Source organism: Sphingobium algorifonticola, assembly GCF_004005485.1.
GTDB lineage: Bacteria > Pseudomonadota > Alphaproteobacteria > Sphingomonadales > Sphingomonadaceae > Sphingobium > Sphingobium algorifonticola.
Window position 1 is genome coordinate 204,279 of record NZ_RZUL01000001.1, and the last position, 20,543, is coordinate 224,821.

Sequence of the window (20,543 nt, forward strand, 5' to 3'; positions counted from 1 at the left end):
GCGACGATATTCCGGCCGTGCTTTCCCATTTCCCTTTGCAGCTATTGGCCATATGTATCGCGGCCTATGACATCCCTGCTGCGCCGCATTGCCGCCATCCTTATCCTGACCGGCTTTGCCGCCACCGCGCGCGCGGACCAGATGGACCTGACCGCCGCGGCACGCAGCGTGGTGCGCGTCGCACTCGTCGCCAGCAACGGCGCACAGGCCTATTTCGTGGGCCATGGCAGCGGGCTTGTCGTCGCACCCGACAAAGTGTTGACCAACGCCCATGTCGTAGAGCTGGCGCGCGACGAAAAGGACATCGTGATCGGCATCGTGCCGTCCGAAGGCAAGAAAAGCTATGGCGGGCGGATCATCGCTTACTCGCCGGGCAATGACCTGGCGTTGATCCAGATGGAGGACGGGCGCTTGCCGCCGGGCAGCTTTTACGCCGGAGCGATCGCCGATGGACAGCATGTGACGGCGATTGGCTATCCCGGCACGGTCGATCGCGCGCAGGGTCTGGGCCTGAAGGACATGGTGGAGCCGATGATCGCGGTGAAGACCGGCGGCAACATTTCCTCAGGCCGGTCGGGCAAGGCCTTCGATACGCTGCTGCACACGGCCCCCCTGGCGTCGGGCAACAGCGGCGGGCCACTCGTCGACGATTGCGGCCGGGTGCTTGGCCTCAACAGCTTCGGTTCGATTTCGGACGGCAATGATGCGGAGTTCGGCTTTGCCGTCTCCAACCGTGAGATCGCCTCTTTCCTGCGGCAGGCGGGGGTCACGTTCCTGCGCACGTCGGCGCCCTGTCGCTCGCTCGCCGATATCGACGAGGCCGAGGCGCAGCGCGTGGCGGCGCTCGCCGCGAAACAGGATGCCGCCACGCGCGCGAGCAGCGAGGCGCAGGCGGCGGCGCTGGCGAAGGCGCGCGAAGCGGCCGAACAGGACATTATTGCCGCGCGGGAAAACATGATGGCGCTGGCCGCCGTCCTGCTGGCGCTGGCGGTGCTGGCAGCCGGGGCCGCGGGTCTCAATTACACGCAGGGCAAGCAAAAGCCGACATTGTGGTTCGGCATCGGCGGTGGTGCGCTGCTGGTTGGCGCGCTGGCGATTTTCCTGCTCCGCCCCAGCTTTTCCGGCATCGAGGATCGCGTCGCGCGGACCGGCGTGGAAAGCGGCGCGGTCACCACGATCCAGACGATCGGCTATGACGCGACCGGCGACAATCTGTGCCGCATCGATGAAGGACGCAGCCGCATTACCGTGTCACCAACGACCGACGTGCCGCTCAACTGGACGGCGACGGGCTGCGCAAACGGCAAACGGCAATATCGACGGGAAGGCGAAGAGTGGATCGAGGTAGCCAGCGCGCCCGACGATGCCGCGATTACCGTCACACGGTTCGATCCCGCTACCGGGGCGCTGCGCAGCGAACGCTATCTGGTCGATGCCGACACGCTCGAGCGCGCCCGCGCCATTCGCGCCCGCACCGACGCAGGGGCCTGCACGAGCGATGCATCAGCCTTGGCCGGGCTGGCGCGCATGCAGAACGATCTGCGCGCACTCCTGCCCCTGCAACCCAATGAGCGGCTCGTTTATCAATGCGGGAAAGGCATTGCCGCGCCTTAGGCGGCCGCGCGCACTTCGCCTGACAAGGCCGTGAACTCGTCGCGCAGCCGATGGGCCTTGCGGGCGATATCGTCGGCCGTGGCGAGCAGGCTGTGTGCGGCCGCGCGGACGTCGCTCGCCTGATTCTGCAAGTCGGCCATGCCGCCCGCCGCGTCGCGTGATCCGCGCCGCACATCGTCCATCGCGGCCACGATTTCCCGGCTGGAGGCACTTTGCGTGGCGACGGCTTCGCTGATCCGGTCAGCGTTACCATCCAGCCCGGCGGCCATCCGCTCGACGAGCGACACACTCTCGAGCACCTCGTCGCTGGTCGCGGCGATCCGATGCAGTTGCTGGCCGATTTCACCGGCGACGGCCTGCGTCTGTCGGGCGAGTGCCTTCACTTCCTGCGCCACCACGGCAAAGCCGCGTCCGGCGTCACCAGCCCGGCTCGCCTCTATTCCGGCATTGAGCGCCAGCATGTTGGTCTGCTGCGCGATGCCCGTAATCTGGTCGAGCGCGCCGCCGATGTCCTGCACAAGGGTGCGCAGATCATGCGCGTAGGTGCGGTTGTGCTGGCTCTGCGCATGAACGCTGCTCGCCTGCACGCGCGCCGAATCGACGCTGGCGTCGACGTCGCGGATAATGGCGCGCAAGGTGCCGGTGGCGGCTTCCATCTGTCCCATGGTCTGCGCGATCGCCTCGACATCCTGCGCCGCGCGCGACGCCATGATTTCGGACGAGGCGGACGTCTGCGTCATCTGTTCGGCCATGGCCCGCATGGAGGCTGCCGCTGCCGCCAGCCCGTCGACCAGATGCGACAGTTCCGCACCGAAGCGTGCGAACAGGCCGTCCAGCAGACTGGCGCGGGCAATCGCCGCTTCGGACGCGGCATGTTCCATGTGGCGCAGATTGGCTTCGGCGGCATGGCGCGCGATCGCCGCCTGCCGCGCTTCCCGCGCCCGTGTGGCGGCAATCCCGATCGCGCGGGCAATGTCACCGATTTCGTCGCTGCGATCCGCGCCGGGCACGTCGGCTTCCTCATCCATCGCGGTGCTGGCGGTATAGGCGGCAATCTGGCCCAGCGGCTCCACGATCCGCCGATTGGCGATCCGCAACGTGGCATAGCCGCCGATCAGACCGAAGATCATGATCATGGCCATCGCCCCCTGGGTCAGCACCCCGCCGATGCGCAGCCCGTCCCGTTCCGCATTGGCAAGATCGCGCAGGCCGCGGATATACAGTTCCGCATTCATCAGCAGCGGCCCGACCTGCGTGTAGAAAGTGCCGGACAGGAAGAAATCGAGTGCATCGGCATCCCCTGCCTGCAAAAGGCGCGCAAGCTGTACCAGCGCAGCGTCGGCGCGCGCGCGTTCGTCCGCCATGTCGGTCCAGGCGATGCCGCCGGCCTTTTCCGGTGCCGCTTCGGCAAGGCTGACCCAGTCTGCGGCGATTTCACCCTGGAGCGAATCGACGGCGCTCGCGCCGCCCTGCGGCGTCATGTTGCCGCTTTGCACTTTGTTCGCGATCACCAGCGCCTGACCATAGCCGTTCATCGCATGTTGCAGAGTGCTGATCGGCACGAGGCGGTTTTCGACGAGCCGCGACAGCCCGTTCTGGTTGACGATCGAGGCCCCGAAGACCGAGAGCGTGAGGAACAGGAGCAGCGCCACCAGGATCGCCACCACGATCCGCACATGATTGCCAAGCGACCGGCCTTCACCGCGAAGGAAACGATGCGCATGCTGAAGCCAGGACGTCATACAGGAACACTCGACCGCAATGATTTTTTGTTGCACGGCCTATGCGCCATCGCGCCATAAAAAATGGTTAACGCGGGCGGCGATCGCGCGCCGCCAGTGCAGCAATAAGTGACACAAAACCGTCATATTACTGTCATGAAGACGTTAACCTTTGCCGACTGCGCGCCTGCGAAATGCCGCAGCGATCATGCAGGTGCCCGTGGCGGACAAGCCCATCATTGGCCGCGATATTGGCGGCGCGACCCGTTGCCACCTAATCGCCCGTGGCGTCTTGCATCCTTACACCCCTCCTGCTAACCGGCGCGCACATCAGGGGGGTGGGGCAACCACCTCCCCTTCTTGGCATGAGCGCCATTGCACAGCGGAGGACTTTCACAGCGTGGAGACGAGTGGCAGCATTCAGGCGAGCCTCAGCGGACGCTATGCCGTGGCCCTGTTCGAACTGGCGCGCGACGGCAAGGCGCTGGATGCGGTAGGCGAAAGCCTGGCGGCGTTGAAAAAGGCTGTCGCCGAATCGGGCGAGTTCAAGGCATTGATCGTCAGCCCGCTGGTGGGTCGCGACGCCGCGACGAAGGCCGTCGCTGCCGTGGCGCAGTCGATGGGTCTCGATCCGCTGACCGCCAATTTCCTGGGCGTGCTGGCGCAGAACCGTCGCCTCGGTCAGTTGCCCGCCGTCATCCGCGCTTATGAAACGCTGCTGTCGAATCACCGGGGCGAAGCGCGCGCCGAAGTCGTTTCGGCCTATGCGCTCGACGATACGCAGATGAGCGCGCTCAAGCAGAGCCTCAAGGCCCGCGTTGGTCGCGATGTCGCGGTTGATGCAAGGGTCGATCCCGCGATCCTGGGCGGACTGGTCGTGAAGATCGGCAGCCAGATGATCGACAGTTCCATCCGTACCCGTTTGAATAGTCTCGCCCACGCAATGAAGGGCTAAAGACCCGCAAGGGTCCGATGAAAGGTTAAGTCATGGATATCAACGCCGCAGAAATCTCCAAGGTCATCAAGGACCAGATCGCCAGCTTCGGCACGCAAGCCCAGGTGTCCGAAGTGGGCACCGTGCTGAGCGTGGGGGACGGCATCGCCCGCATTCACGGCCTCGACAATGTGCAGGCCGGTGAAATGGTCGCCTTCGCCAACGGCGTGCAGGGCATGGCCCTGAACCTGGAAGCGGACAATGTCGGCGTCGTGATCTTCGGGTCGGACAGCGAGATCAAGGAAGGCGACGTCGTCAAGCGCACCGGCACGATCGTGGACGTGCCCGTGGGCAAGGGTCTGCTCGGCCGCGTGGTCGATGGCCTTGGCAACCCGATCGACGGCAAGGGACCGATCGTTTCCGATCAGCGCATGCGCGTGGAAAAGAAAGCGCCGGGCATCATCCCGCGCACATCCGTGCATGAACCGGTGCAGACCGGCCTGAAGGCGATCGACACGCTCGTTCCCGTCGGCCGTGGCCAGCGCGAACTCATCATCGGCGACCGCCAGACCGGCAAGACCGCCGTGGCGATCGACACCTTCATCAATCAGAAGGGCGTCAACGCAGGCGACGATGAAAGCAAGAAGCTCTATTGCATCTATGTCGCGGTCGGCCAGAAGCGGTCCACCGTCGCGCAGATCGTGCGCCAGCTCGAAGAAAACGGCGCGATGGAATATTCCATCGTCATCGCCGCGACCGCTTCGGAACCCGCACCGCTCCAGTATCTCGCGCCCTATACCGGTGTGACCATGGGCGAATATTTCCGCGACAACGGCATGCACGCACTGATCGTGTACGACGATCTGTCCAAGCAGGCCGTGGCCTATCGCCAGATGTCGCTGCTGCTACGTCGTCCTCCGGGCCGCGAAGCCTATCCGGGCGACGTCTTCTATCTCCACAGCCGCCTGCTGGAGCGCGCGGCGAAGATGAACAGCGACAACGGCTCCGGTTCGCTGACCGCCCTGCCGATCATCGAGACGCAGGCCGGTGACGTGTCCGCCTACATTCCGACCAACGTGATTTCGATCACCGATGGCCAGATCTTCCTCGAAACCAACCTCTTCTATCAGGGCATCCGCCCGGCGATCAACGTCGGCCTTTCGGTCTCGCGCGTTGGTTCCGCCGCGCAGACCAAGGCGATGAAGAAGGTGTCCGGCTCGATCAAGCTGGAGCTGGCGCAATATCGCGAAATGGCCGCCTTCGCGCAGTTCGGCTCGGACCTCGACGCCTCGACGCAGAAGCTGCTGAACCGTGGCGCGCGCCTGACCGAGCTGCTCAAGCAGCCCCAGTTCTCGCCCCTGCCGTTCGAAGAGCAGACCGCGTCGATCTTCGCGGGCACCAACGGCTATCTGGATGGCATCGCCGTGTCCGACGTCAACCGTTACGAGGAAGCGATGCTGTCGTTCCTGCGGCATGATCATGCCGACCTGCTTGGCGAAATCCGCAGCAGCAAGGACCTGTCGGACGACAGCAAGGGCAAGCTGAAGGCTGCGCTCGACAGCTTCGGCAAATCGTTCGCGTAAAAGTAATCCGTCATCCCGGCTTGCGTCGGGGTGACGAACCACAAGGTTCGTCATGGCAAGTCTGAAAGAACTCAAAGGGCGGATCGCCTCGGTCAAATCGACCCAGAAGATCACCAAGGCCAAGCAGATGGTCGCCGCGGCGAAGCTGCGCAAGGCGCAGGCCGCCGCCGAAGCCGCGCGCCCCTATAACGTGCGTCTGGAACGCATCGTCGCCACGCTGGCGTCCAAGGTATCGGCCAGCGAAAGCGCGCCCAAGCTGCTGGCCGGGACGGGCAAGGACGACGTGCATCTGCTGGTCGTCGCCAATTCCGACCGCGGTCTGGCCGGTGCGTTCAATGCCAATATCGTGAAAGCAGCGGTGCTGAAGGCCCGCTTCCTGATCGCCGAGGGCAAGACGGTGCAATTCTATCTGATCGGGCGCAAGGGTCGCCCGGTCATCAACCGCACCTTCCCCGGCATGATCGTGGGTCAGTATGACACGACCGGCGCGAAGGCCCCCGGCTACGAACAGGCGCAGGCGATCGCGCAGGACATCAGTGCCATGTTCTTCGCGGGCAAGTTCGACGTGGCGCATCTGTTCTACTCGACGTTCAAGTCCGCGCTCGCGCAGATCCCGACCGAGCAGCAACTGATCCCCGTCGCAATCCCCGCCGACGCCCCCGCCGCCAGCAACGCAGCGGTCGAATATGAGCCGGATGAAGCGACGATCCTTGAGGATCTGCTCCCCCGCAACATGACGATCCAGCTGTTCAAGGCGCTGCTGGAAAACATGGCGTCGGAACAGGGCGCGTCGATGACCGCGATGGATAACGCCACGCGCAACGCCGGCGACCTCATCAACAACCTGACCATCCAGTACAACCGCAGCCGCCAGGCCGCGATCACGACGGAACTGATCGAAATCATCGCGGGCGCAGAGGCGCTCTAAAAAGACCCGAAGGCAAGGAAACGAACCATGGCAACCACCAATAATGTAGGCCGCATTTCGCAGGTCATCGGCGCTGTCGTCGACGTGACCTTTCCCGATGCGCTGCCCGCCATTCTGAACGCGCTGGAAACCAGCAACAACGGCCAGCGCCTTGTTCTGGAAGTCGCGCAGCATCTGGGCGAGAACACCGTCCGCACGATCGCGATGGACGCTACGGAAGGGCTGACGCGCGGTCAGGAAGTGACGGACACCGGCGCGCAGATTTCGGTGCCGGTCGGCCCGCAGACGCTGGGCCGCATCCTGAACGTCGTGGGCGATCCGATCGACGATCGTGGCCCGGTGAACGCCGCCAGCCGCGCGCCGATCCATGCCAAGGCCCCCGAGTTCGTGGACCAGTCCACCGAAACCGCGATCCTGGCGACCGGCATCAAGGTGATCGACTTGCTCGCGCCTTATGCGAAGGGCGGCAAGATCGGCCTGTTCGGCGGCGCGGGCGTCGGCAAGACGGTTCTCATTCAGGAACTCATCAACAACATCGCGAAGGGCCATGGCGGCACCTCCGTGTTCGCAGGCGTGGGTGAGCGGACCCGCGAAGGCAATGATCTCTATCACGAGTTCCTGGACGCTGGCGTCATCGCCAAGGATGCCGACGGCAATCCGACACCCGAAGGCTCAAAGGTGGCACTGGTGTTCGGCCAGATGAACGAGCCGCCGGGCGCCCGTGCGCGCGTCGCCCTCTCCGGCCTCACCATCGCGGAATATTTCCGTGATCAGGAAGGGCAGGACGTGCTGTTCTTCGTCGACAACATCTTCCGCTTCACGCAAGCGGGTTCGGAAGTGTCGGCGCTGCTCGGCCGTATTCCTTCGGCGGTGGGCTATCAGCCGACCCTGTCCACCGACATGGGCGCATTGCAGGAGCGCATTACCTCCACCAACAAGGGGTCGATCACTTCGGTGCAGGCGATCTACGTGCCTGCCGACGATTTGACCGATCCGGCCCCGGCGACGTCCTTCGCGCATCTTGACGCGACGACCGTTCTCAACCGCGCAATTTCGGAACTGGGCATCTATCCGGCAGTCGATCCGCTCGACTCCACCAGCCGCGTGCTGTCGCCCGCCGTCGTCGGCCAGGAGCATTACGAAACCGCCCGCCGTGTTCAGGAGACGCTCCAGAAGTACAAGTCGCTTCAGGACATCATCGCCATTCTGGGCATGGACGAGCTGTCGGAAGAGGACAAGATCACGGTCGCCCGCGCCCGCAAGATCCAGCGTTTCCTCAGCCAGCCCTTCCACGTCGCCGAAGTATTCACCGGCATCCCCGGCAAGTTCGTGCAGATCGAGGACACCGTGAAGTCGTTCAAGGCGGTCGTGGACGGCGAGTATGACCACCTGCCCGAAGCGGCCTTCTACATGGTCGGCGGCATCGACGAAGCCATCGAAAAGGGCAAGAAGCTGGCAGCGGAAGCGGCGTAAGGCTTGAATAGCCCCTCCCCTTCAGGGGAGGGGTTGGGGTGGGGGCTAAGCGCAACCATCCTGACTGCCCCCACCCCCGGCCCCTCCCCTAAAGGGGAGGGGGGAGAAGCATGAAATGCCCCTACATTTTGAACTCGTGACACCGGAAAAGCTCGTTCGTTCGGAGGACGTCTACATGGTTGTCGTGCCCGGCAGCGAAGGCGATTTCGGTGTGCTGGAGGGCCATGCGCCGTTCATGTCCACCGTCCGCGACGGCGCGTTGCAGGTGTTCGCCAGCGCTGGTGCTGCGCCCGAAACGATCGACGTCGTCGGCGGCTTTGCCGAAGTGACCGAACAGGGCCTCACGGTCCTCGCCGAACGCGCGGGATAATATTCCCCGACACATAAGCCGACGACCATAAAGGGCCGCCTTTCGATACCGGAAGGCGGCCCTTTGTATGTTTACCGTTACACCGGAGATATCCCCCTCCGTTCGCCCTGAGCCTGTCGAAGTCTGTCCTGAGCGCCTGCCGCAGGCGGGCAGTCGAAGGGGGGCAAGACTGAGCCAAAGGCGAAGTCCCTTCACTTCGTTCAGGAGAACCCTTCGACAAGCTCAGGGCGAACGGTTTTCAGCTTTCATACCGCGCCCCAGCCGTTCCCCGGCGAAAGCCGGGGAACGTGGGGGCTATCGTAACTCGACGCCTCCGCAATCACGCCTTATGACCGCTTGGCAGGGGGAACCACGTCATCACGCCGTCACCACGCATCACCGCCGACAGCCCCCGCGCCATTCCGCTAGGCTGGCTCCTCGCCGCGCTTGCCGTCTGGCTCGGCGGCACGCAGCTTTTGCTGTGGCGGTTCCTCGATATCGCGCCTTGGTGGGCCTATGCGCTGGGGGTGAGCGGCGTGGTGGCGCTATGCGTCGGGATCGTGCGGCTGGTGCCTGCCGCCCTGGACAGCGGCGTCTCCATCCGCATATTGGTCGTCGGCTTTGTCGTTGCCTTCGTGCTGATGCTGCTCGGCGGGCAGGGCCGGTTCCTCTATGCCAATATCGACTGGCAGGTGCGCTATGCCGTGCTGCGCGACATGGGGATCAACCCGTGGCCGTTCGTCTACACATCGCGCCCTATGCCCGATGTGCTGCGCGCGCCGATCGGCATGTTCTTCCTGCCCGCCCTTGCCTTCAAGGCGTGGGGGTCACGCGCGGGCGACATCGCCCTGCTGTTCCAAAACAGCGCCTTGCTGGGGATGCTGCTGGCGATGGCATCCCGTCTGTTTGCCGGCACCCGCGCACGGCTATGGGCGCTGGGCGTGTTCCTCGCGTTCAGCGGTCTCGACGCAGCAGGCGCATTGTTCGTTCATGGCGGCCTTGCCGATCATCTGGAGAACTGGGCGCAGATCCAATATTCCTCCACGCTCACCCTGGCCTTCTGGGTGCCACATCATGCGATGACGGCGTGGATCGGCGCGCTGCTGTTTCTGCTCTGGCGCACGGGGCGCATCCCGCTCAGCGTCTTTCTCGCGATCCTGCCGCTCACCCTGCTCTGGTCGCCCTTCGGCCTGCTGGGCACCCTGCCCTTTGTTGCGCTGGCGGGGATCGAGACGCTGATCCGCCGTCGCCTGCGCCTCAGCGACATCGCCCTGCCCGCGCTCTCCAGCCTGCTATGCGTGCCGGGCCTGCTCTATCTGGGTGCAGCGGGTGACGATGTAGGCATTCGCCTGTTCGCGCCGGGGGGGCTGCGCTACATCGTCTTCCAGCTGTTCGAGACTGCGCCCTATCTGGTGCCGCTTGCCCTTGTCGCCCGCACCGGACGCTTCGGCCTGCCGACATTTCTCGTCATCATCGCCTGCCTGCTGCTGATGCCGTTCGTCCAGATCGGCTGGTCGATCGACTTCATGATGCGCGCGTCCGTCCCGGCGCTTACCATTCTGGCGGTGATGGTTGCCGATGCCGTGGCGCCGGGCGATCAGGGTGCACCCGCGCCGATCCGCTTGTGGCTGCTGCTGGCGCTGGTGATCGGCAGCGTGACCGGCGCGCATGAAATCCGCCGCGCGCTGACGCAACCGCCCGCGCCCGAAGTGCGCTGCACCTTCTGGAAGGCCTGGGACCAGAGCTTCGCGGCTTTCCCCAAAGGTTCCTATCTCGCGCCCTTGCCGGATATGCCTGCATGGGTGCGACCGCATGCTCCGGCCCGTGCCAGTGCGGTGGAGCCGGAGCAGTGCTGGCGAGGGGATTGGTACAGGCGCTCTACCGGCTGAGCACCGCGTAAAGCGAAAGGCCGATCGGAAAGCGGATATGGTCGACCAGATGCCGTTCCGCCGCGAATATCCCTTTCAGCATCGCATTGACCGGCGCGGACGGGCGCGCATCCAGCGCCGCCTTGCTGCGCGTCACCTGATGCGCGATCCGCTGCATCACCGCGAGCGGGAACAGCAGGCTGTTGAAATAGCCGATTGCCTGCACCTGCATCCCGGCGTCCTGCGCCACGACCTGAAGGCTCTCGCGCGTGTAGCGCCGCTTGTGGTGATGCAACGCATCATGATCCGACCAGAGCCATGGTACCGCAGGCACCGTCAGCAGCAATCGCCCGTCCGTCTTCAGACGGCCGCCGAGCGCAGCGAGCGAGGCGCGGTCGTCGTCGATATGCTCCAGCACGTCGAGCAAGGCAATCATGTCATAGTCCGTATCGCCAAAGCCGATGTCATGCGGCAGCGCGCCGCCCGCGATGGTGCCGATGCCGTGCCCGGCGGCCAGCGCACGGGCGTCGGCATCATATTCGAACGCATCGAGCCTGCCATAGCCCGCCAGCAGCGAGAGATTGCCGCCGGTGCCGCAGCCCGCCTCCAATATGCGGGCATCGTCACCCAGCGGCACATGCCGCTCGATCAGATGGGAAATGATGGCGCGGCGGGCGACGAACCACCAGTGGTCCGCCTCCTGCGCGCTCATGCTCGAATAGGCTGCGCGATCCATTGGTCGTCCCCCGGAAGATCAGTGTCGGTAGCGGGGACCGCGACGGCGGCGCTTTCGTCCGCCCCCACGTCCTCCGCCACTACATAGAGCGGGCGGTTGCGCACTTCCTGCGCAACCCGGCCCAGATATTCGCCAATGATGCCAAGGCTCATCAGATTGAGGCCGCCGAGCATCAGCACTGCAACCATGATGGAGGCATAGCCGGGCGTGTCGGCCCCTGTGACCAGCGTCTTGACGACCAGCGCGACGGCGTAGCCGAACGCGAGCATCGCGATCAGCCCGCCCAGATAGGACCAGATGCGCAGCGGCATGGTGGTCGAGGATGTGACGCCATCGAGCGCCAGCCCCCACAGCTTGCGCAGCCGCCATTTGGTCTGCCCCGCCTCGCGCGCCTCGCGCTCATAGTCGACGGTGGCGACGCGAAAGCCGACCCAGGAAAAAAGCCCCTTGTTGAACCGCGCCTGTTCGCTCAGTTGCTTGACCGCATCGACGGCCTGTCGGTCGAGCAGCCGGAAGTCGCCGACATTTTCCGGGATCGGATAATCGGCGAGGCGATTGAGGATGCGATAGAAGACATGCGCGCTCCACCGCTTGAACCGGCTGTCGCTGGACCGGTCGATGCGACGGGCATTGACGACCTGCGCACCGCCCAGCCAGAGCCGTACCATCGCTTCGATGACTTCCGGCGGATCCTGCAAATCGACGTCGATGGGGATGACCGCATCGCCACGCGCACGGCTGATGCCGGCGGCTAGCGCCGCTTCCTTGCCGAAATTGCGGGAGAGCGCGACATAACGGACATCCGCATTCATCCGCGCGAGGATCGCCAGAATATCCCGCGTCCGATCGCTGCTGCCATCATCGACGAACAGATATTCGGCCCGTGCATCGGGGCCGATCAGCGCCAGCGCGCTCTGCACGGCAGGCCGCGCGCGATTGAGGAACAGCGACAGCGATTCCTGCTCGTTCAGCACGGGAATGACCAGCGACAGGGCAATGCGATCCGCCATTCGGCTTCCTGATTGTCTTGTGCCCCTCCCCTGCGGACGGGCGCGGATTCACCTTGGGCAAAATTGGTTAATGAAGGGTAACGTCGGGCGCAGATTGCGTGATCGTTCCCCCGCATCAGGCGGCCGCGCGACCAGACATTAGGTTTTTGTCAAAGTTTCCCGCCTATTCACCTTGATCAGCCATCATTTGTTGGGGTGGCCGCACGAACATTCGGCACCTCATTGCTTGCGGGAATATCATGAGCGCATTTGGACGGAAAAGCGGACCTGGCGGCGGCAAGCCCGGCTTTGGCGTAGCCCGCCCGATGCAGCAGGGCAGCAGCCCGGCGCGCGAGAAGGATGTGCGCGGCGGCGAGCAGTTCCCCCCCGTCGAACCCGCCGCGCTCGCCCCCAGCGCCGATCCGCTGTCCGCCGCATCGCCCAGCCAGCAGCGCCATGCCGAGGCCATGTCGCGCCTGTCGGACCGGTCGAACAGCGAACATATTGCGCCGGAAGGCCCACAGGGGTTCGAGGCTTCAGTCCACAAGATCAAGGAACAGGTGCTGCCGCGCCTGCTCGAACGCGTCGACCCCGAAGCGGCGGCGACGCTGTCCAAGGACGAGCTGGCCGAAGAGTTTCGCCCGATCATCATGGAAGTGCTGGCGGAGCTGAAGCTGACACTCAACCGCCGCGAACAGTTCGCGCTGGAAAAGGTGCTGGTCGACGAATTGCTCGGCCTTGGCCCGCTGGAAGAGCTGCTGAACGATCCCGACATCACCGACATCATGGTCAACGGCCCGCTCCAGACCTATATCGAAAAGAAGGGCAAGCTGCAGATCGCGCCGATCCAGTTCCGTGACGAGGAACATCTGTTCCAGATCGCGCAGCGGATCGTGAACAAGGTCGGCCGCCGTGTCGACCAGACGACGCCGCTGGCCGACGCCCGCCTGCCGGACGGCTCGCGCGTTAACGTGATCGTGCCACCGCTGAGCCTCAAGGGCACGGCGATCTCCATCCGCAAGTTTTCCGCCAAGCCGATCACGCTCGACAATCTCGCCCAATGGGGCGCGATGGACCAGAAGATGTGCACCGCGCTCAAGATCGCGGGCGCATGCCGTTTCAACATCGTCATTTCGGGCGGCACGGGTTCAGGCAAGACGACGATGCTCAATGCCCTTTCGAAGATGATCGATCCGGGCGAGCGCGTGCTGACGATCGAGGACGCGGCCGAACTGCGGCTGCAACAGCCGCACTGGCTCCCGCTCGAAACACGTCCCGCCAACCTGGAAGGGCAAGGCGCGATCACGATCGGCGATCTCGTCAAGAACGCCCTGCGTATGCGGCCGGACCGAATCATCCTGGGCGAAATCCGCGGGGCGGAATGTTTCGATCTGTTGGCGGCGATGAACACCGGCCATGACGGCTCCATGTGTACGCTCCACTCCAACAGCCCGCGCGAGTGCCTGGGCCGTATGGAAAACATGATCCTAATGGGCGACATCAAGATCCCCAAGGAAGCGATTTCAAAGCAGATCGCCGACTCGGTCGATCTGATCGTTCAGGTCAAGCGCCTGCGCGACGGTTCACGGCGCGTCACCAACGTCACCGAAGTGATCGGCATGGAAGGCGATGTCATCGTCACGCAGGAGTTGTTCAAGTTCGAATATATCTCCGAGGACGAGAACGGAAAGATCATCGGCGAATATCGCTCGATGGGCCTGCGTCCCTATACGCTGGAAAAAGCCCGCGGCTTCGGTTTCGACCAGCCGTTCCTGGAGGCGTGTCTGTAGGCGCGGTGCGGCTTGTTCTTTGTTGTGTCGAAACAGTAAAACACATACAAATCACAGCGCAGACTGTGCGATGGTCTGCAAGATGCGCGTGAAACGGTGAACCTTGCGGCCGTAGCACGTCGGTTATTGCGATCGACGGAGCGCCATGCGGGGGAATGCAAGTCCCCGCCGCGCATCTCGGCGAAATCGATCTTGTCGCGGATCTTTTGCGGCTGTCAGACGCCCTGCGCGCCGGCCAGTGTTGCGCCGTCGATCAGATATTCCGAACCCGATATGAAGGCTGCGTCCTCGGACGCGAGAAAAGCGACGAGCGCGGCGACTTCGCCGACCTGCGCCATGCGCTTCATCGGCGCCATGCCTTCGAACATGCCGCGCGCCGCTGCCGGATCGGGCGACCGGTCGATCACACCGCGGATCATGTCGGTTTCCACGACGCCGGGGAGGATCGCGTTGCAGCGGATCTGCGTCCCTTCCGTCGCACAATGCAGCGCCACGGATTTGCACAGCGCCAGCACCGCCGTCTTGGTCGTCGAATAGGCGACGAAATTGCCCATGGCGCGATGCGCGGACATCGACGAGTTGATGATAATCGAACCCGTCGGGCCGCCGGGGTTGGCGCGCATCAGCCTGACGGCGCTTTTCACGGTCAGCATAACGCCGGTCAGGTTGACCGATAGGATCTTGTCCCAGGCGGCAAGATCGATCGACTCGATACTGCCGTCGCCGCTCTCTACCCCCGCATTGGCGAACATGATGTCGAGGCGACCGTAATCGGCGCGCACGGTCGCCTCGATCGCGGCCCAGTCATCGGGGTTCTCGACCCGACTTTTCAGGAAACGGGCACCGGTTGCATCGGTCACGCTGCGGGCGGCCTCCGCGTTCGATCCGGTAAACAGCAGCGTCGCGCCATCGCGCGCCAGCCGTTCGACGGTCGCGCGGCCAATCCCGGATGTCCCGCCAGTGACCAGCGCCACCTTGCCGTTTAAATCTGCCATTGTTCGTGCCTCTTTTGGAAATTGGGGTGCCGACTGGGTTTGGCCATAACAAATTAAAGGATCCCGTTCCTCCCCTGGAAGGGGAGGTGGCAGGCGAAGCTTAACGAAGGGGTGTCACTCTCGTGCTAGGGTAACACCCCTCCACCACCGCTGCGCGGCGGTCCCCCTCCCCTTGCAGGGGAGGAGCTTTATGGGCGCAGCGTCCCCGTCGCGCGGGCAATGGCGGCGGTGTCGAAATAATAAGGCGTGATGCCGCTGAACCTGTCGCCCCGCACATGCATCACTTCGCACATCGGCATCGCCAGCCGTTCCCCATTGTGGCGCGAGGTCGCATGCATCGTCAGCATCACGATCGCGTTCGTTTCCGAAATGGCAAGGTCGTGCCGCTCCAGCGACGGGTCTTCCCAGAAGGCGAACACCTTCGTGTAGAGTTCCTGCAATGCGCCCTTCCCCTTATATTCCCCGGGATAGGGCATGTTGTCCGCCTCCAGAATGCGGAAATCGTCGGTCAGCAGCGCATCGACCGTCGCCCAGTCACCCGCAGCCGTGGCGGCGTACAGGGCGTCTACCATCTCGGTTATCTGCCGGTAACGGGCACTGTCCATTGCATCCTCCCAGTGGCGCGGTGGCTGCCTTCCCGCAGCCCTCCGGTCTTTCAGGTGCGCTCCCCGCGCGCGGGAGTCACCCTCTCACAATCGGCAGGTTCCCGTGGAGGCACCCGCATGTGCATGGTCGGCCGACGATGATCGGGAGGATGACGACCATGGCGGGACGGCTGGATGGCAGGATTGCGCTGGTATCCGGCGCCTTGCGGGGCATTGGCCTGGCGATCGCGCAATGCCTGGATGCGGACGGCGCGCATACGTTCGTGACCGATCTTGATGCGGCGGACAGTGCGGATGTGGCGAGCGCCATGGCGACGATGGCGCAAGCCCGCTACCTGCGGCTCGATGCCACCGACGAGGCGCAGTGGCAGGCGGCAAGGGCGGAAGTGGAGGCGGCCTATGGCCATCTCGATATTCTCGTGAACAATGTCGGCGCGGACCTTACCGGCAAGGTGCAGGATCTCGACCTTGCGGACTGGCGGCGGCTGATGGCGATCAACGTCGACAGCGTGTTTCTGGGCACCAAGACGTTCCAGCCATTGCTGGCAAAGGGCGGCGCCAGCACGCCCTACGGCTCCAGCATCGTCAACATCAGCTCGATCATGGGAATCGTCGGCATGGGCGAGGTTTCCGCCTACAACGCGTCGAAAGGCGCGGTGCGGCTGTTCACCAAGTCCAACGCGCTGGAGTTTGCCGATGCGGGCGTGCCGATCCGCGTCAACAGCGTGCATCCCGGCTTTGTCGAGACGCCGCTGCTGCACAAGGGCATGCAACGCTGGTCGGAACGCGACGGCACGCTCACGCCGCAGCAGCTCATCGCGGCCATGGCGCAGACGACGCCGGTCAAGCGGCTGGCCCAGCCGGTCGAGATCGGCAAGGTCGTCGCCTTCCTCGCCAGTGACGACGCCAGCTACATGACGGGCAGTGAAGTCGTGGTAGACGGCGGATGGACCGCGCGCTGACCCCCCCTTTTTCCCGAACAGAAAGCCGACGACCATGAACGCATTTTCCCTTGAAGGCACGCTCGCCCTCGTGACGGGCGCCACTGGCGGTATCGGCCGGGCAACCTGCGCCGCTCTGGCAGAGGCGGGTGCCACCGTCATCGCGACCGATCTTGCCGCGACCGCGGATATTGCCGGTGCCGCGGCCTATCGCCCGCTGGACGTAACCAGCGAGGATGGGTGGGCGGAGGTCGTCGGGTTCATCGACGGGACTTATGGGCGGCTCGACATTCTGGTCAACAATGCAGGCATTTCGGTGACCAATGCGATCGCCGACAGCAGCCTCGCCGAGTTTCGCCGCTGCATGGCGATCAATGTCGAAGGTGTGTTCCTGGGCACGAAGGCGACACAGCCCTTGCTCGCCGCCAGCGGAAAGACCCGCACGGGCGGCGCATCGATCATCAACCTGTCGTCAGTCGGCGGGCTGAAAGGCGCGGCCTATATGGCAACCTATTGCGCCAGCAAGGGGGCGGTGAAGCTGTTCACGAAGAGCGCGGCGGCCGAATATGCGATGCTGGGCCTGCCGATCCGCGTCAACAGCGTGCACCCTGGCGGCATCGATACCGGGATGATGGACACGATCTACGCCCGCTATGTCGAGGCCGGCCTGTTCCCCGACGAAGCGACGGCGCGCAGCACCGTGTCCGCCGGTCATGCGATGGGGCGGATGGGCGCGCCGGAGGAAATCGCGACCGGCATAGCCTATCTCGCCTCCCCCGCTGCGAGCTTCATGACCGGATCGGAACTGGTGATCGACGGCGGCATGACCGCGCGGTAGCATAAGATACTCGGTCAGATCATTGAACGGGCTTTATTCCGCCAGCTTCACCATCGTCTTGCCGAAATTGGCCCCGGTGAACATTTTCGCATAGGCGACCAGCGTGTTTTCGACACCATGGGTGACGTCGAAGGCCATGCTGACGCGTCCACTGTCCAGCCAGGGCCGGGTCAACCGGTTGATCGCCTCGCCGCGTCCGTAGAAGTCCGGCGAGAAGAAACCTGCGACGGTCAGGCGCTTCATCAGGATCAGGTCGAACTGGCTCGGCCCGATCCGCTCCTCCCGGTCGTAAGTCGCGATCAGGCCGCAGATAGCGATGCGGCCATAGAGCGCCATATTGGGCAGGACCGCATCGAGCATCGGCCCGCCGACGCAATCGAAATAGACGTCAATCCCTTCCGGCGCGAGGTGCGCCAGACGCGTGGCGACATCCTCCCCCTTGTAATCGATCGCTGCATCCAGGCCGAAATCCGCCAGCAGGCGCGCGCATTTGGCCGCGCCACCGGCAATGCCGATCACCCGGCATCCGCTCGCCTTTGCAAATTGTGCGGCAAGCAGCCCGGTCGCGCCCGCCGCGGCGGAGACCAGCACCGTCTCCCCCGGCCGCGCCTTGCCATAGTCGTTCAGGCCGACATAGGCCGTCCAGCCATTCGGCCCCAGCACGGCGAAATGCTGCCGCATATCGGCGATCTGCGGCACCTGCCAGATGTTGCCTGCGTCCGGGGCAAGACGGGAATAATCCGCCCACTGCCCGTATGCCCGCACGATCGCGCCTTCGGGATGGTCCGGGTGCCGCGACTGGACGATCTGCCCCAGCACGAAGCCCATCACCGGGCTGCCCAGCGGCAGCGGCGGCATATAGCTGTCCGTCCGCGGCGTGAACCACATGCGCGTCCCCGCATCGAGCGAAAACCACAAGTTGCGCACCAGAAGCTCACGCGCCCCGATCTGCGGCAGCGGACTATCATCCAGCCGCATCGCTCCCGCAAAATCCTGCCCCTGCGGATAGCGTTCCAGCCGCCAGACGCGGTTCGTTTCGGCCATGGTTCCGCGCCTCTCCCATTGCATCGTGGCGAATGTGCGTTGCCAAGCCGCGCGGCGCAGCTATGAAAAGCGTCAATTGCAGGCGATATGCGCCGCCGTCAGTGCGGACGACAGAGCAGCGAAAAGGGAGCGGAATGGCGGAGACTTATCATCGGGTTGTGAAGGCCAGCGATGTGGAGGAGCGGGCGATGCTGCCATTCATCGTCAACCGCTGGCCAGTGCTGGTCTGCCGCGAGGACGGTGCAATCCATGCGCTCATCAACCGCTGTTCGCATGCCGCAGCGGAGCTTGCGCCCGAAGGCCGGGTGCGGCGTGGCGCGGTCATGTGTCCGCTGCACGGAGCGCGGTTCAAGCTCGATACCGGCGAATGCCTGGGCGGCGCCGGCTACAAGCCGCTCAAGATTTTCGCCTGGCGCGAAGATGCCGAAGGCTGGATCGAAGTCGCGGTGCCGGACGACGCGCCGGGGATGGAGCATCTGCCGGTCAAGCCTTTGGGGTGAGGTGAGCTTACTCGCACAATCCTCATTCCCGCAAAGGCGGGAATGACGGTGATTTTACGTCTGAACGGGATTATTTCCCAGCCTTCGCCCAACCAATCCCCCGCCGCAGCAGGTCGTAAAATACCGGCAGGTCCCAAGCGCAACGATCGACGGTTGGCCAGTAATCCAGATGCGGCTGCATATCGTAATGGCCGCGGCAATGGCCGAGCGTGTTGTAGAGTACGGCGCCCTCACCCTGCGGCTTGATGTAGAGCACGGGATGCGAGGCATTGGCCCACTGATCCTCGTCGAAACCCGTCGCCTCGCCTTCGAACGCCGTTTCCAGCAGGACATGGAGGTCGCCATGCGTTTCCATCAGATACAGCTCGTCCGTCGTCTCGAACGGCTCTATGCCCTGCGTCAGCGGATGCGCGGGGTCCGCGACCGTCACGCGATAAGGCGCGATCGGCGGGTGCGCGATGAACTGGCTGCCCAGCGTCTCCATGAACAGCGGCGCCCAGCGCGGGCTGCCGTAGAGACCGTTGTCGAACAGGCGCAGCACGGAATTGGTGCCGTGCAAGGCATACCAGCGCCCGCCGCCGCGCACCCAGTCGCGCAGCGCCTCCTGCACATCCAGCGGCGGGATGACGTCGCAGGTGTAGGTCACCAGGAAATCGGCCTGCCGGATCGCGTCTATATTGGCATAATCCTCGAACACGCGGGTGCGGACCCGATCGTCCTCCGCAAGCAGTTTCAGCAGTTCCAGCCGCGCAAAGTCGATATCATGATAGAGACCGCCCGCGATCAGCACGCAATCGATGCGCTTGCCCGTCTCGCCCGTCATGTCAGAATTGCACGCGCTTGGTGAAGCCGCCGTCGATCACGACATTGGCACCGGTCATGTAGCGGCACGCAGGCGACGCGATGAAGGCGATGGCCTTTGCGATTTCCTCCCCCGATCCCATGCGACCCATCGGAATCTGCTGCAATATGCCGGTGTAGAAATCGGGCATCGCCTGCTTGATCTGGTCCCAGGCGCGGCCTTCCATCTCGACCGGGCCAGGCGACACGCAATTGGCGCGAATACCCTCGCCGGCCAGCTTCTGCGACAACGCGGCGGTATAGTTGATGACGGCGGCCTTCAGGGCGTTATAGGCACCCGGTCCCATGAAATCCTCCAGTGCGGCGGTCGAGGATATGGTGACGATGGACCCGGCATCGGACGCCTGAAGATACGGAAGGGCCGCCTGTACGCCGCGCACCAGCGGCAGCACGTCGGCGTCGAACACCGCGCGCCAGCCCGCCTCGTCATCCACGCCGGTGTTGGCGGAGGTGAAGGGAATGAAGATGTCGCACCCGCCCAACTGTTCCGCCGCTGCACCGATCCAGGCGGCATGCGCGTCGGCGTCGGTCACGTCCACCGCACCGCCGATAACGGTGCCGCCGGACGCCTTGAGCATGTCGACGGCCTTGTCCACACTCGCCTGCGATCGCGAACAGAGCGCAATCGAGACGCCTTCTGCCGCCAGCACTCTGGCGGTGGCGAGGCCGATGCCATGGCTCGCGCCGACCAATATGGCTTTCCTGCCGGACAGGCCCAGATCCATGATCGCTCTCCCATTTAGACGTTGCGCGCACAGCCTCGCGCACGGATGA

19 protein-coding genes are annotated in these 20,543 nt (G+C 64.3%); 11 read left to right on the forward strand and 8 right to left on the reverse strand.

Annotated features, from left to right (window positions below):
* The first annotated feature begins 66 nt into the window (after positions 1–66).
* The gene (locus ENE74_RS01055) at positions 67–1,614 is read left to right on the forward strand and encodes a S1C family serine protease (RefSeq protein ID WP_127688791.1); all 1,548 of its coding nucleotides are present in this window, start codon (positions 67–69) and stop codon (positions 1,612–1,614) included.
* On the opposite strand, the gene ENE74_RS01060 is transcribed toward ENE74_RS01055, so the two are convergent.
* Positions 1,611–3,356: a methyl-accepting chemotaxis protein gene (locus ENE74_RS01060; protein ID WP_127688792.1), complete on the reverse strand. Its 1,746-nt coding sequence runs from the start codon at positions 3,354–3,356 to the stop codon at positions 1,611–1,613. The two genes, ENE74_RS01055 and ENE74_RS01060, sit on opposite strands and share 4 nt — an antisense overlap.
* A 379-nt stretch (positions 3,357–3,735) precedes the next feature.
* On the opposite strand from ENE74_RS01060, the gene ENE74_RS01065 reads away from it, so the two are divergent.
* From ENE74_RS01065 to ENE74_RS01095, 6 genes are all read left to right on the forward strand, one after another.
* Positions 3,736–4,290 carry a F0F1 ATP synthase subunit delta gene (locus ENE74_RS01065; protein ID WP_127688793.1) on the forward strand — a complete coding sequence of 185 codons (555 nt, stop codon included), beginning with the start codon at positions 3,736–3,738 and terminating at the stop codon, positions 4,288–4,290.
* Between the two features lie 32 nt (positions 4,291–4,322).
* Positions 4,323–5,852: a F0F1 ATP synthase subunit alpha gene (gene atpA, locus ENE74_RS01070; protein WP_127688794.1), complete on the forward strand. Its 1,530-nt coding sequence runs from the start codon at positions 4,323–4,325 to the stop codon at positions 5,850–5,852.
* Positions 5,853–5,904: 52 nt separating this feature from the next.
* Entirely contained in the window at positions 5,905–6,780 is an 876-nt protein-coding gene (locus tag ENE74_RS01075; protein ID WP_127688795.1) for a F0F1 ATP synthase subunit gamma, read from the forward strand.
* Between the two features lie 27 nt (positions 6,781–6,807).
* Positions 6,808–8,253 (forward strand): F0F1 ATP synthase subunit beta, encoded by a 1,446-nt coding sequence (gene atpD, locus ENE74_RS01080; RefSeq protein WP_127688796.1) that lies wholly within the window; start codon positions 6,808–6,810, stop codon positions 8,251–8,253.
* Between the two features lie 115 nt (positions 8,254–8,368).
* The gene (locus ENE74_RS01085) at positions 8,369–8,623 is read left to right on the forward strand and encodes an ATP synthase F1 subunit epsilon (protein ID WP_127688797.1); all 255 of its coding nucleotides are present in this window, start codon (positions 8,369–8,371) and stop codon (positions 8,621–8,623) included.
* A 455-nt stretch (positions 8,624–9,078) separates the two neighbouring features.
* Entirely contained in the window at positions 9,079–10,491 is a 1,413-nt protein-coding gene (locus tag ENE74_RS01095; protein WP_241241771.1) for a hypothetical protein, read from the forward strand.
* Here ENE74_RS01095 and ENE74_RS01100 read toward each other — a convergent pair.
* Both ENE74_RS01100 and ENE74_RS01105 read right to left on the reverse strand, forming a co-directional pair.
* Complete coding sequence (locus ENE74_RS01100; protein ID WP_127688799.1) at positions 10,481–11,206, reverse strand: class I SAM-dependent methyltransferase; 726 nt, start codon at positions 11,204–11,206, stop codon at positions 10,481–10,483. The genes ENE74_RS01095 and ENE74_RS01100 overlap by 11 nt on opposite strands.
* Positions 11,179–12,216 carry a glycosyltransferase family 2 protein gene (locus tag ENE74_RS01105; protein ID WP_127688800.1) on the reverse strand — a complete coding sequence of 346 codons (1,038 nt, stop codon included), beginning with the start codon at positions 12,214–12,216 and terminating at the stop codon, positions 11,179–11,181. Before ENE74_RS01105 ends, ENE74_RS01100 begins: the two co-directional genes overlap by 28 nt.
* A 239-nt stretch (positions 12,217–12,455) precedes the next feature.
* On the opposite strand from ENE74_RS01105, the gene ENE74_RS01110 reads away from it, so the two are divergent.
* Positions 12,456–13,985: a TadA family conjugal transfer-associated ATPase gene (locus ENE74_RS01110; protein ID WP_127688801.1), complete on the forward strand. Its 1,530-nt coding sequence runs from the start codon at positions 12,456–12,458 to the stop codon at positions 13,983–13,985.
* A gap of 215 nt (positions 13,986–14,200) precedes the next feature.
* Here the strand turns inward: ENE74_RS01110 and ENE74_RS01115 are convergent, their stop codons facing one another.
* Positions 14,201–14,980 (reverse strand): SDR family NAD(P)-dependent oxidoreductase, encoded by a 780-nt coding sequence (locus tag ENE74_RS01115; RefSeq protein WP_127688802.1) that lies wholly within the window; start codon positions 14,978–14,980, stop codon positions 14,201–14,203.
* 188 nt (positions 14,981–15,168) lie between these two features.
* Positions 15,169–15,585, reverse strand: a complete 417-nt coding sequence (locus ENE74_RS01120) for a nuclear transport factor 2 family protein (protein WP_127688803.1) — start codon at positions 15,583–15,585, stop codon at positions 15,169–15,171.
* Between the two features lie 158 nt (positions 15,586–15,743).
* On the opposite strand from ENE74_RS01120, the gene ENE74_RS01125 reads away from it, so the two are divergent.
* Together ENE74_RS01125 and ENE74_RS01130 are read left to right on the forward strand one after the other, a co-directional pair.
* Positions 15,744–16,547 (forward strand): SDR family NAD(P)-dependent oxidoreductase, encoded by an 804-nt coding sequence (locus ENE74_RS01125; protein WP_127689505.1) that lies wholly within the window; start codon positions 15,744–15,746, stop codon positions 16,545–16,547.
* A gap of 34 nt (positions 16,548–16,581) precedes the next feature.
* Complete coding sequence (locus ENE74_RS01130) at positions 16,582–17,364, forward strand: SDR family NAD(P)-dependent oxidoreductase (protein WP_127688804.1); 783 nt, start codon at positions 16,582–16,584, stop codon at positions 17,362–17,364.
* Positions 17,365–17,397: 33 nt separating this feature from the next.
* Here the strand turns inward: ENE74_RS01130 and ENE74_RS01135 are convergent, their stop codons facing one another.
* Positions 17,398–18,408 carry an NADP-dependent oxidoreductase gene (locus tag ENE74_RS01135; protein WP_127688805.1) on the reverse strand — a complete coding sequence of 337 codons (1,011 nt, stop codon included), beginning with the start codon at positions 18,406–18,408 and terminating at the stop codon, positions 17,398–17,400.
* 134 nt (positions 18,409–18,542) lie between these two features.
* Between ENE74_RS01135 and ENE74_RS01140 the strand changes: the two genes are divergently transcribed.
* Complete coding sequence (locus tag ENE74_RS01140; RefSeq protein WP_127688806.1) at positions 18,543–18,908, forward strand: Rieske (2Fe-2S) protein; 366 nt, start codon at positions 18,543–18,545, stop codon at positions 18,906–18,908.
* 70 nt (positions 18,909–18,978) lie between these two features.
* Here ENE74_RS01140 and ENE74_RS01145 read toward each other — a convergent pair whose 3' ends face one another.
* Together ENE74_RS01145 and ENE74_RS01150 are read right to left on the reverse strand one after the other, a co-directional pair.
* Positions 18,979–19,731, reverse strand: coding sequence for a ThuA domain-containing protein (locus ENE74_RS01145; RefSeq protein WP_127688807.1), 753 nt, complete (start codon positions 19,729–19,731; stop codon positions 18,979–18,981).
* A gap of 1 nt (position 19,732) precedes the next feature.
* Positions 19,733–20,494: an SDR family NAD(P)-dependent oxidoreductase gene (locus ENE74_RS01150; RefSeq protein WP_127688808.1), complete on the reverse strand. Its 762-nt coding sequence runs from the start codon at positions 20,492–20,494 to the stop codon at positions 19,733–19,735.
* Positions 20,495–20,543 lie beyond the last annotated feature (49 nt).